This window comes from Bacteroides sp. AM16-13 (assembly GCF_003602705.1).
In the GTDB taxonomy this organism is placed as follows: Bacteria; Bacteroidota; Bacteroidia; order Bacteroidales; family Bacteroidaceae; genus Bacteroides; species Bacteroides xylanisolvens.
Genome location: NZ_QTLK01000032.1, coordinates 18,145 through 29,720, shown reverse-complemented (window position 1 = coordinate 29,720; position 11,576 = coordinate 18,145). Strand labels below are relative to the sequence as shown.

The window sequence follows — 11,576 nt, the reverse complement described above, 5'->3', positions numbered from 1 at the left end:
TTTTACGATTCTCCGTTTGACAGGTTTAGACTAAACGAATAGTACTTATTTTGCTTTTTTCTTTTTCTTCGCGTTATCCTTCTTACGCATATCCTGGTATTTCTTATATTGTTCATCGGTCAGAATGCTTTTTATTTTAGCATCTATTTCCTGCCTTTTCTTTTGCATTTCTTCCCGCGTAGGTCTTTCATTCGATTTATTTTTCGCAGGTCTCATTTCTTCCATTGCAGCTTTGAAATCTTTGGCCTGTTTTTCATTCAAGCCCAGATCGGCAACAATCTGTTCCATACGTTTCTCTCTATCAGCCTTTCCATTCTGACGATTTTGAGCCATACATACAGTTGAGCCAATCAATAACGCAACTGCCAAACTTAAAATTTGCTTTCTCATCATTTTAATTCTCATATTAAATAAGTTATGTATGTTAGACCTCACAAATGGGTGAAAGTTAATTCGATGATGAGGTTAAAACTGTTTTTTCACATTATTTATCAAAGGGCAGCTAGTATCACATCGAAAAACGAATAAACGTTTTCTTATCCGGTAAAAAAACAGCAGCATCCAGTTTATCGGTTTAGAAATATTATTTTTATATTTGCAGGAAACAGATCAAAAGCTTGACATACCCTTATGCAAACCTATTACAAAACCGATTAATAATTAAAACGATGAGAACACTTTTCTTTATTCTGCCATTTATCTTTATCACTACGGGATGTATTAAACAGAATACAGAAAAAAGTGATATTTTGACAAAAGAGGATATAGCCAAATTTGACAGTTTATTTAATGCCTGGGAAAAAGAAATACACAACAATCCCAAAGTACAATTAAGTTCAAGTACCCGTGCTTACACCATTTTACCCCAATTCAAAGAGCTAAAAGCTATGGGTAAGAAAATTATCCCATGTATCATAGAACAGTTTGAAAAGGACAATAACACTTTTTTTGCTTTACCTCTTTATGACGAATTACAAGATAATGACAGCCTAAAATCTCACAGAGAAACAAGCGAACAAGATAAAGTGAGCGAGATTGTGCAGAAATTCAGAGAACAGGAAAAAAGAAAGATGTGGGAAGAAGCTAATAGCTACAAGACGTCTATAACCGACACTACTTTCCTGAAGACAAGAGGGACGATGTCGTATGCTGCAATAGATTTATTCACGGGACGAGGTTTCAATAAAGATTACGCATTTAATCAGGTTGTCTATTTGAAAGCCTTACAAAGAGCCCAGAAACATCTGTCTGTCGTAAATGGTCAGTTGGCATGCGACTTAAAGTCAGGTACAGAAATATATATTTCCGAAGATTTATACCTATTTATCACCGACCTTTTTAAGGATTGGAATACGTGGCTGGAATCGGGAAAATATAAGATAATAAAAGACGAGCAAGGGCTTTATACAGTGTTACCTAAGAAAACCAACCAATCATCGCAAACGAACTCCGTCACATTGCGACCTATTCCCCGTGACATTCCGACTGGAGAGGACATAAGTCCCGCTTCGCTTTCTATAGAAACAGAACACGATCATTATCCGCTATCAACTACAGAAGTAAAAATAACCATCACCAACCACTCTCACTATGAATATGAGTGCGAATTTCGGTATGACCAACGAGTTACGAGGAGTAGAAAAGAAAAGCGGAGAAAGTATTTCTACTTTCTCCGCTTCAGTACCCAGACCCGGGGTCGAACCGGGATGGAAGTGAATCCACTGGTGTTTGAGACCAGCGCGTCTACCGATTCCGCCATCTGGGCGCATACTTGATTTCTCAATTGCGGTGCAAAGATACGACATTATTTTGATTCCACAATAGTTTGGCAAAAAAAAGGAGAAAAAAATAATAAAACATATCTTAAACACTTCTCTATTCAGAGAATAAACCGTACATTAGCAGAAACTTTAAAATAGAGTCACTATCATGACAAACCAGGATAATTATTGCGTGATTATGGGTGGCGGCATTGGAAGCCGCTTCTGGCCGTTTAGCCGCAAAACATTGCCCAAACAATTCTTAGATTTCTTCGGAACGGGCCGTTCACTTTTACAACAGACTTTCGACCGGTTCCAAAAGGTTATCCCAACAGAAAATATTTTCATCGTTACCAATGCAATGTATGCGGACTTAGTGAAGGAACAATTGCCCGAAGTGAACGAAGAACAGATTCTGCTGGAACCCGCAAGACGAAATACCGCTCCGTGTATAGCATGGGCCGCTTACCACATCCGGGCACTGAACCCGAACGCCAATATCGTAGTCGCTCCTTCAGACCATTTAATTTTAAAAGAGGATGAGTTTCTTGCCGCTATCGAAAAAGGACTTGATTTTGTTTCACGCTCGGAAAAGCTACTGACATTAGGTATTAAACCCAATCGCCCGGAAACAGGGTACGGATATATACAAATAGACGAACCCGCAGGAGAAAACTTCTATAAAGTAAAAACATTCACAGAGAAACCGGAACTGGAATTAGCTAAAGTATTCGTAGAGAGCGGAGAATTTTATTGGAATTCCGGCCTATTTATGTGGAATGTAAATACAATCATCAAAGCAAGTGAAGATTTACTGCCTGAATTAGCTTCCAAACTGGCACCGGGAAAAGATATTTATGCCACCGACAAGGAGAAAGCATTCATCGAAGAAAACTTCCCAGCATGTCCTAATGTATCCATCGACTTCGGCATTATGGAGAAAGCGGATAATGTGTATGTATCATTAGGAGATTTTGGCTGGTCCGATCTTGGAACTTGGGGATCACTTTATGATTTATCGGAAAGAGACCCGGAAGGCAATGTTACGCTGAAGTGCCATTCACTTATATATAACAGTAAAGATAATATGGTAGTACTTCCGAAAGGCAAACTGGCCGTTATCGATGGACTGGAAGGATTTCTGATAGCCGAATCGGACAACGTTCTTTTGATTTGCCGCAAAGATGAAGAACATGCCATCCGTAAATATGTAAACGACGCCCAAATGCAACTGGGCGATGATTTCATTTAATAACACGCAACCTGACGCCGGAGCCAAAACCGGATAAGACCATACAAATAGTGAACGGTGAACAAACCGCATAATTGATTGCAGAGAGTTCACCGTTCACTGTTTATAATCGAAAAACTTTGTGTGTCTTTAAATAATCATGAGTTTCTAAATAATCTCTATTCCCTGCTCCTTGCAAAGTTGCAGTCCCAGATCTTTCAATCTGAACTTCTGAATCTTTCCACTACCCGTCATCGGGAATTCATTCACAAAGAAAATATATTTCGGAATCTTATAACGGGATATCTTATTTCTGCAGAAATCACGTACATCGGCTTCCTGCATTTGTACTCCTTCCTGCAAAATAATAAATGCTCCGACTGCCTCACCATACTTTTTAGAAGGAATACCAGCTACTTGAACATCTTTCACTCCATCAAGCTTATAAAGAAACTCTTCTATTTCGCGCGGATAAATATTCTCGCCACCACGAATAATCATATCTTTGATACGTCCGGTAATCCGATAATTTCCATCTTCATCCTTAATACCCAAGTCGCCGGAATGCAAGAAGTTGTTTTCATCAAGCACTTCCGCCGTTGCTTCCGGATTCTTATAATATCCTTTCATGGTATTATAACCACGGTTACACATTTCACCTTGAACACCAACCGGACATTCTTCACCTGTTTCAGGATCAATCACTTTCACCTCCGTAAATTCAAAATCATGTCCTACCGTATTACAACGTACATCGAACGGATCATCAATACGGGTGGCCGTCATACCGGGAGCGGCTTCTGTCAATCCGTAGACGCTGGTCACCTTCATATACATCTTCTCTTCCACCTGCTTCATCAGTTCGACAGGACACAGAGAACCTGCCATAATACCTGTACGAAGACAAGACATATCAAAGAGATCGAACATCGGATGATGCAATTCAGCAATAAACATAGTCGGCACTCCGTAAAGAGCCGTACAACGTTCTTTATGAATAGAGGCCAGCACAACCAACGGGTCGAAACGTTCTACCATCACTTGTGTACAACCATGAGTCAGACAGTTCATGGTAGCCAATACTACCCCAAAACAATGGAACAACGGAACGCAACAACAAAGTTTGTCATCTGCCGTGAACTTCATGTGTTCACCAGTCAGAAATCCATTATTGGTGATATTATAATGTGTCAACATCACCCCTTTCGGGAAGCCGGTAGTGCCCGATGTATATTGCATATTTACTACATCGTGACAATCCACTTTGCTTTTTAGTTCGTTCAAACGGTCATCTTCCACATTATCTCCCAACAGCAGGATCTCCGCTGTATTATACATACCACGATGTTTTTCCTGACCTATATATACTACATTTCGCATATATGGAAAGCGTTCGCTCTTTAAATGTCCACGCTCACAAGTCTTCAATTCAGGAAGCATCGTGTATGTCATCTGCACAAAATCACTATCCTTCTCACCATTCACAATACAAAGCGTATGCATATCCGAGTTCTGACAAAGATATTCCAACTCCGATTGCTTGTAGTTCGTATTCACTGTAACATATACCGCACCAATCTTCGCGCAGGCATATAGCAATGTCAACCAATCGGGAACATTAGCCGCCCAGATACCCACATGAGTACCACGTTCCACACCAATGGCAATAAGCCCTTTTGCCATATCATCCACACGACGGTTCAACTGACTCCAGGTAAAACGGAGATTTCGGTCGGAATATACGATATATTCCTTATCGGGAGTCTCTTCAGCCCAGTGTTCCAGCCACTGCCCCAAAGTACGATCAAATAATTGCATGTAATTATACTTAAGTCTTGGTTCCTACTATTTCATTAAATCGGTGTGTAAACTACTGCCAGGATTTTTGCAGCCTGTCCCTCATAAGCATGTACATGATGAGGAACAATGGAATCATAATAAATGCTATCACCCTCTTCCAGCAGATAAGTGTTCTTGCCATAGCTGATTTCCATGATACCTTCCATAACCATGATGAACTCTTCTCCTTCATGAGAAGAAAGCACGAAGTCGGTATCTTGCGTCGGCATCACATCGATAATAAACGGTTCCATGTGACGGTCCGCCTTTGACTTGGACAACGAGTGATATTCCATGTGTTTGCGAGAGTGAATCGCATTATTGGAAAAACTAATCGCATCTTTGGCTTCTTTCTTACGACAAACCACCGGTCCGACTTCATCCTGATCGTCGAGGAAAGTACCCAGACGTACTCCCAACACACGCGCAATCTTAATCAGCGGTGCGAGAGAAGGTATATCAATGTTATTCTCAATACGTTCAACCTGTTCGATAGCCAAACCTGAACGTTGCGCCAACTCTTCTATGCTTATTGATTTATCTTCGCGGAGGGCTTTAATTTTCTCGCCAACAATCTTACTTGTATCCATTTTGAAAGCATTTTAGTTATCAAAGGTGATAAATTATAATAATTAAGCTGCAAAAATAGCAAAATCTTTATATGAATACAATTATAACTAAAGAAAATACGATTATCAGGAAGAAAAAGAAGAAACTAAAAAAAGCCGCTCCTCTATCATGAAGAACGGCTTTAAATCTTTTCGCGACAAGTAGATTACTTACGCAAACCGAGCTCTTTAACAATAGCACGATATCTTTCGATATCTCTTGCTTTCAGGTAGTCGAGTAAGCGACGACGCTTACCTACCAACATTGTTAACGCTCTTTCAGTACTATAATCTTTTCTGTTGAGCTTCATGTGCTCAGTCAGGTGAGAAATACGGTAGGAAAACAATGCCACTTGGGCCTCAGCTGAGCCGGTGTCAGTGTTAGACTTTCCGTACTTTCCGAAGATTTCTTGCTTTTTAGCAGCGTCTAAATACATAATTCTTAGAATTTTAATTGATAAATTATTCTTTTGAGCGTGCAAAGATAGGCATTATCTTTATATCACACAACGATTTACAAGAAAAAATTGCTATCATTGCGCATATTTCTAATCCTATTTTCGTACCTTTGCAGCCAAATAATAGGTATTATATGCAAAATATTCGAAACATTGCAATCATTGCCCATGTTGACCATGGGAAAACAACGCTGGTTGACAAGATGCTATTGGCCGGAAATTTATTCCGCAGCAACCAAAATAGTGGTGAACTTATCCTGGATAACAACGATTTGGAACGTGAACGTGGTATAACGATTCTCTCCAAAAACGTATCCATCAATTACAACGGTACAAAAATTAATATTATTGATACTCCGGGACACAGCGACTTCGGTGGTGAAGTAGAACGTGTATTGAATATGGCCGATGGCTGTATTCTGTTGGTAGATGCCTTCGAAGGTCCGATGCCACAGACTCGTTTCGTACTGCAAAAAGCGCTCGAAATCGGTTTGAAACCCATTGTGGTAGTTAATAAGGTAGATAAACCTAACTGCCGCCCGGAAGAAGTTTACGAGATGGTTTTCGACTTGATGTTCAGCTTGAACGCAACGGAAGATCAGTTGGACTTCCCCGTGATTTACGGTTCCGCCAAAAACAACTGGATGAGCACCGACTGGCAACAACAAACTGACAGCATCACTCCGCTACTGGATTGTATCGTCGAAAACATTCCGGCACCGCAACAGTTGGAAGGTACTCCCCAGATGTTGATTACTTCTCTGGATTATTCTTCTTATACCGGTCGTATTGCCGTAGGTCGCGTACATCGTGGTACATTAAAAGAAGGTATGAATATAACGCTTGTGAAACGTAACGGCGATATGTTCAAGAGCAAAATTAAAGAACTCCATGTTTTCGAAGGTTTAGGCCGTGTGAAAACAAATGAGGTTTCTTCCGGTGACATCTGCGCGCTGGTAGGTATTGACGGATTCGAGATTGGAGATACAGTTTGTGATTTCGAAAGTCCGGAAGCACTGCCACCCATCGCAATTGACGAACCGACCATGAGTATGTTGTTTGCTATCAACGATTCTCCTTTCTTCGGTAAGGATGGTAAGTTTGTGACTTCACGCCACATCCACGACCGTCTGATGAAGGAACTCGACAAGAACCTGGCTCTCCGCGTAAGAAAGAGTGAAGAAGACGGTAAATGGATTGTTTCCGGCCGTGGTGTACTCCACCTTTCTGTATTGATTGAAACAATGCGTCGCGAAGGATATGAATTGCAGGTAGGTCAGCCACAGGTTATCTTCAGAGAAATCGACGGTGTGAAATGCGAACCGATTGAAGAGTTGACCATCAACGTACCGGAAGAATATTCCAGCAAAATTATTGATATGGTTACCCGCCGTAAAGGTGAAATGGTAAAGATGGAAAATACAGGCGAACGCATCAATCTTGAATTCAATATGCCTTCACGCGGTATCATCGGTTTGCGTACCAATGTACTGACGGCCTCTGCCGGTGAAGCCATTATGGCACACCGTTTCAAAGAATATCAGCCGCACAAAGGAGAAATTGAACGTCGTACCAATGGTTCTATGATTGCTATGGAAAGCGGAACAGCTTTTGCTTACGCCATCGACAAATTACAGGATCGCGGTAAGTTCTTTATTTTCCCGCAGGACGAAGTCTATGCAGGACAGGTAGTAGGCGAGCACTCTCATGACAACGACTTGGTTATCAACGTAACCAAATCGAAGAAGCTGACGAATATGCGTGCTTCCGGTTCGGATGACAAAGTACGTCTGATTCCGCCTATCCAGTTCTCACTTGAAGAAGCATTGGAATATATTAAGGAAGACGAATATGTAGAAGTTACTCCAAAGGCAATGCGTATGCGTAAAGTGATTTTGGACGAAATCGAACGTAAACGTGCCAACAAGAACTAACCATTCTTTCATTAATATCATAATAGAAATCCCGGTGAAACGCTGTGTTTTACCGGGATTTTATTTTTTTCTGCAGTATGGCACGTATTACTAATACAACAACAATCCTACCACACCCGCCAGACAAATCAACAGGATAGGGTGAAGATTCCATTTCCATGTAACCAAAAAGGCTGCCGCAAAAATACCGATACTTTTATAGTCCATAAAATTTTCTCTATTCATCATAAGCAATGCAGCCGAAGCAATCAAAGCAACCGACATAGGTAGCAGTCCGGACATAGCCGCCTTAATATACTTGTTATCCTTGCACTTCGCAAAGAAATAAGAAATGAGCAACACCAGAATAAAAGAAGGTAAACAAACCGCTACCGTAGCCAGCACCGCTCCCCACACGCTTTGCGTTACCGCATACCCTACATAAGTAGCACTATTGATACCAATCGGCCCCGGAGTCATTTGCGAAATCGCCACCACATCCGTAAACTGTTGAGGAGTCAGCCAATGATGAATATCCACTATCTCATGTTGAATAAGGGAAAGCATCGCATATCCACCTCCAAAACCGAACATACCTATTTTAAGATACACCCAAAGTAATTGCAAATATATCATACCTCTTTATTCATTATTTTTTCTTTCAACCACAATGTATATACCAATCCTCCCAGAATTCCTGCCAATACAATATAAATAGGAGACAGTCCAAACTGCCAAATCAAAAGAGTAGCTATGGCAGGAGCAACTAACTGAAGGTATTTCAGTTTCAGAGCTCTTACAGCAGAAATACAAGGAAACAAAATCAACGCTACCACGGCAGGACGTATTCCATTAAAGATACGAATCATCACCTCATTATCTTGAAACCGTGCAAAAAACATGGCTATCAGCATCATAATAACAAAGGAGGGAAGAATCGTAGCCAAAGCACATACCAGGCTCCCGCCCACTTTATACAACTTATATCCTACAAAAATAGAAATATTCACAGCAAACACACCCGGTAGTGACTGCGTCAAGGCAAACATCTCCATGAATTCTTCCTTACTCATCCACTGTTTGGCAACGATCTCCCGTTCAATTAACGGAATCATGGCATAACCGCCACCAATAGTAAACATTCCAATCTTCGCAAACGTCACGAACAATTTCAAATACTCTAATACCATTCCTACTTTCTAATTTTCCGATATTTTCTATTTACTGTCTAATAAGTCCTTTAGTCACATCATATTCAACCCGATAGCTACGCCCCTTCACTGTTTTAAAAGAAAGAGTCTTATCAGCATACTTTATCACACAGTTTCCTCCCGCATTGGAATGAACCACAGCTTCTTTCAGCTGATTATTCTCCCAAACCATATCCACTTCAAAATTCCCCTTTGCACAGATACCACTGACAGCCCCACCCTTCCATGCATCCGGCAAAGCAGGCAGCAACTGAATAAAACCCATATGACTTTGAAGCAACATCTCGGTAATACCAGCTGTTCCGCCAAAGTTTCCGTCAATCTGGAAAGGCGAATGTGTATCCCACAAATTATCCAGCGTACCGTTCTTCAACAAATTGCCAAACAAGGTATAAGCATGATTACCATCATGCAAACGCGCCCATTGATTCAACTTCCAGCCCATGCTCCAACCGGTAGCCCCATCACCACGATGCACCAGTACTACTTTAGCAGCTTTCGCCAGTTCGGGAGTGGTGACCGGAGAAACCGTATGCCCCGGATGCAGTCCGAACAAATGATTCACATGCCGATGCTCGTCTTTCGGATCATCAATATCTACCGACCATTCCATCAACTGACCATACCGCCCTATTTTATAAGGAACGAGATTGGCAAGCACATGCTCCCACTGCTTACGTTCTTTCTTATCTACGCCCAACACTTTACTCGCCTCGATTGCATCCAGCAAAATCTCACGTACAACGGCATGCACAAAGGTAGCACCCTGATCGATAGGGCCATGCTCCGGCGAAGTAGATGGAGCAGCCGTATATGTTCCATCCGGTTTATGCCACAAATAATCGACAGCAAAGTCCGCACTACTTTTTATCAACTCATAACCCGTTTCTTTCAGGAATGTAAGATCTCTTGTATAATCATAATACTCCCAGATATGAGTAGCCAGCCAGGGACCTGCCATAGGATTGAAGTTCCACGACATATCCTGACTTTCCAACGGAGTGGTAAATCCGAATATATTGCCGGAAATAGATGCCGTCCATCCTCTGGCACCGAAATAAGATTTCGCGGTCTTTTCGCCCGGTTTTACCAGCGTACGAATGAAATCGACCAATGGAAGCATACATTCATTCAGGTTGGTGGAGCATGCCGGCCAATAATTCATCTGAATATTGATATTATTATGATAGTCCACACGCCACGGTCCATCGACATTATTATGCCAGATACCCTGCAAATTCGCCGGCATATTGCCCGGACGGGAACTTGAAATCAACAGATAGCGGCCGAATTGAAAATATAATTCTTCCAAATAGTAATCCGGCTGTCCTGCCCGGTAGTTTTTCAACCGCTGGGGAGTCGGCAGATTTCTTCCCTTGATCGCCGGATTCAGATTCAATTTAACCCGATCGAACAAAGCAGCATAATCATTGTAATGCTGACTAAACAAAGCAGTATACCTCTGTGACACTGCGTTATTCATCCATTCCTTGGTTGTTTCTTCCGGATTGACACCCACATACGTCTTCGGATCCTTAAAATCCGGATCAAAGTTAGGTTTATAATCAGTATCAGCCGTAATATAAAACACTACTTCATCCGCACCTTTCACCGCCAGTTTTCCATCTGCATTAGACAAGGTTCCGCCTTTTGTCTCCGCCCGAATACGAACGACGTATTTCATTCCGTTATTGTCCAGAGATGCGGAATACACCAGTCCTTTATTACCGTCAGAAGCCATATTCCCGGTAGACACCGGATTAGGCGCATAACTGAAAACCAAGTTTTGTTTACCCGGTTGATCCGCACTGAAACGCATCACCATCACATTGGCAGGATAAGAAATGAAATAATTGCGCTGATAAACCACATGATCCTTTTTAAACTGAACAACTGCCATTGCAGAGTCCAAAGAAAGGATACGTTTATAGTCACTCATCCCTATAATATTCAATCCCGTTTCTACATAAAACTCTCCCATGGTAGTAAAACTGCCGAAACGGAAAGGTGTTTCTCCGTCAGCATCATAAGACACCTCACTGTTGAAGTTTTGACGTGTCAGCATTTCAGCCTTTTCCTGATTTCCTTCCGTAAATGCCTTACGTATTTCATCCAAAAGATGAGCCGACTGTTTATTGACATTCCAATAATAGTCCGCCCCTTTCGCTGTATTCGGACCGCCACGCCAAAGCGTTTTTTCGTTAAAGGTAATACGTTCAGCTTCCACCGACCCCATGATATTCGCACCTAAACTACCATTCCCTATCGGTAATGATTGCGATTCCCAAGCGGGATCCGGATTATGACCTGCATTTCCTGCTGTTTCCGGTTTATCACCACCTTTCCACAGATCCGGTCTTCCCCCATACCACACGGCATACCCCTGCAAAGTATTGGGAGTATCAAACCAGATGGAAAGTCCTTGGGTATAATCAGTTTCACCCGCGTAAAGTCCGGAGACAAGAAACAAAGAGCAGATAAGAAAGAAATAGAGTTTCTTCATGGTTGTCGCATTATTATTCAAGATTATTCTCTCGTATATAGTTTGTACAAAAG

The 11,576-nt window shown here is 41.6% G+C and carries 9 protein-coding genes, 1 tRNA gene and 1 pseudogene; 3 read left to right on the top strand and 8 right to left on the bottom strand.

The window, feature by feature from the left end:
- Positions 1–45 precede the first annotated feature (45 nt).
- Positions 46–390 (bottom strand): hypothetical protein, encoded by a 345-nt coding sequence (locus DW173_RS20725; RefSeq protein WP_008776923.1) that lies wholly within the window; start codon positions 388–390, stop codon positions 46–48.
- Between the two features lie 278 nt (positions 391–668).
- On the opposite strand from DW173_RS20725, the pseudogene DW173_RS24430 reads away from it, so the two are divergent.
- A pseudogene (locus DW173_RS24430) lies at positions 669–1,616 on the top strand (hypothetical protein); the annotation flags it as partial.
- 65 nt (positions 1,617–1,681) lie between these two features.
- Here the strand turns inward: DW173_RS24430 and DW173_RS20715 are convergent.
- Positions 1,682–1,765, bottom strand: a tRNA-Leu gene (locus DW173_RS20715).
- A 164-nt stretch (positions 1,766–1,929) separates the two neighbouring features.
- On the opposite strand from DW173_RS20715, the gene DW173_RS20710 reads away from it, so the two are divergent.
- Entirely contained in the window at positions 1,930–3,012 is a 1,083-nt protein-coding gene (locus DW173_RS20710; RefSeq protein ID WP_004310696.1) for a mannose-1-phosphate guanylyltransferase, read from the top strand.
- Between the two features lie 147 nt (positions 3,013–3,159).
- Here DW173_RS20710 and DW173_RS20705 read toward each other — a convergent pair whose 3' ends face one another.
- The 3 genes from DW173_RS20705 to rpsO form a co-directional block, all read right to left on the bottom strand.
- On the bottom strand, positions 3,160–4,809 hold the full coding sequence (locus DW173_RS20705) for an AMP-binding protein (protein WP_120145132.1): 1,650 nt from the start codon (positions 4,807–4,809) through the stop codon (positions 3,160–3,162).
- A 35-nt stretch (positions 4,810–4,844) separates the two neighbouring features.
- Positions 4,845–5,420: a helix-turn-helix domain-containing protein gene (locus DW173_RS20700; protein ID WP_009038953.1), complete on the bottom strand. Its 576-nt coding sequence runs from the start codon at positions 5,418–5,420 to the stop codon at positions 4,845–4,847.
- Between the two features lie 185 nt (positions 5,421–5,605).
- Positions 5,606–5,875 carry a 30S ribosomal protein S15 gene (gene rpsO / locus DW173_RS20695; RefSeq protein ID WP_004296393.1) on the bottom strand — a complete coding sequence of 90 codons (270 nt, stop codon included), beginning with the start codon at positions 5,873–5,875 and terminating at the stop codon, positions 5,606–5,608.
- Positions 5,876–6,030: 155 nt separating this feature from the next.
- On the opposite strand from rpsO, the gene typA reads away from it, so the two are divergent.
- Positions 6,031–7,830 carry a translational GTPase TypA gene (typA, locus tag DW173_RS20690; protein WP_004317549.1) on the top strand — a complete coding sequence of 600 codons (1,800 nt, stop codon included), beginning with the start codon at positions 6,031–6,033 and terminating at the stop codon, positions 7,828–7,830.
- A 90-nt stretch (positions 7,831–7,920) separates the two neighbouring features.
- Here typA and DW173_RS20685 read toward each other — a convergent pair whose 3' ends face one another.
- The 3 genes from DW173_RS20685 to DW173_RS20675 are packed head-to-tail and all read right to left on the bottom strand — an operon-like array spanning position 7,921 to position 11,523.
- Positions 7,921–8,445 (bottom strand): chromate transporter, encoded by a 525-nt coding sequence (locus tag DW173_RS20685; protein ID WP_004317547.1) that lies wholly within the window; start codon positions 8,443–8,445, stop codon positions 7,921–7,923.
- Positions 8,442–8,999 carry a chromate transporter gene (locus DW173_RS20680; protein ID WP_004317546.1) on the bottom strand — a complete coding sequence of 186 codons (558 nt, stop codon included), beginning with the start codon at positions 8,997–8,999 and terminating at the stop codon, positions 8,442–8,444. Before DW173_RS20680 ends, DW173_RS20685 begins: the two co-directional genes overlap by 4 nt.
- A gap of 31 nt (positions 9,000–9,030) precedes the next feature.
- Positions 9,031–11,523, bottom strand: a complete 2,493-nt coding sequence (locus DW173_RS20675; protein WP_120145131.1) for a glycosyl hydrolase family 95 catalytic domain-containing protein — start codon at positions 11,521–11,523, stop codon at positions 9,031–9,033.
- Positions 11,524–11,576 lie beyond the last annotated feature (53 nt).

What these genes read in the sequence shown, in the direction of transcription:
- DW173_RS20710 (WP_004310696.1), top strand. Translation starts at nt 1,930, where the DNA reads ATGACAAACCAGGATAATTATTGCGTGATTATGGGTGGCGGCATTGGA.
- DW173_RS20700 (WP_009038953.1), bottom strand. Translation starts at nt 5,420, where the DNA reads ATGGATACAAGTAAGATTGTTGGCGAGAAAATTAAAGCCCTCCGCGAA.
- DW173_RS20675 (WP_120145131.1), bottom strand. Translation starts at nt 11,523, where the DNA reads ATGAAGAAACTCTATTTCTTTCTTATCTGCTCTTTGTTTCTTGTCTCC.
- DW173_RS20685 (WP_004317547.1), bottom strand. Translation starts at nt 8,445, where the DNA reads ATGATATATTTGCAATTACTTTGGGTGTATCTTAAAATAGGTATGTTC.
- typA (WP_004317549.1), top strand. Translation starts at nt 6,031, where the DNA reads ATGCAAAATATTCGAAACATTGCAATCATTGCCCATGTTGACCATGGG.
- DW173_RS20680 (WP_004317546.1), bottom strand. Translation starts at nt 8,999, where the DNA reads ATGGTATTAGAGTATTTGAAATTGTTCGTGACGTTTGCGAAGATTGGA.
- DW173_RS20705 (WP_120145132.1), bottom strand. Translation starts at nt 4,809, where the DNA reads ATGCAATTATTTGATCGTACTTTGGGGCAGTGGCTGGAACACTGGGCT.
- DW173_RS20725 (WP_008776923.1), bottom strand. Translation starts at nt 390, where the DNA reads ATGAGAAAGCAAATTTTAAGTTTGGCAGTTGCGTTATTGATTGGCTCA.
- rpsO (WP_004296393.1), bottom strand. Translation starts at nt 5,875, where the DNA reads ATGTATTTAGACGCTGCTAAAAAGCAAGAAATCTTCGGAAAGTACGGA.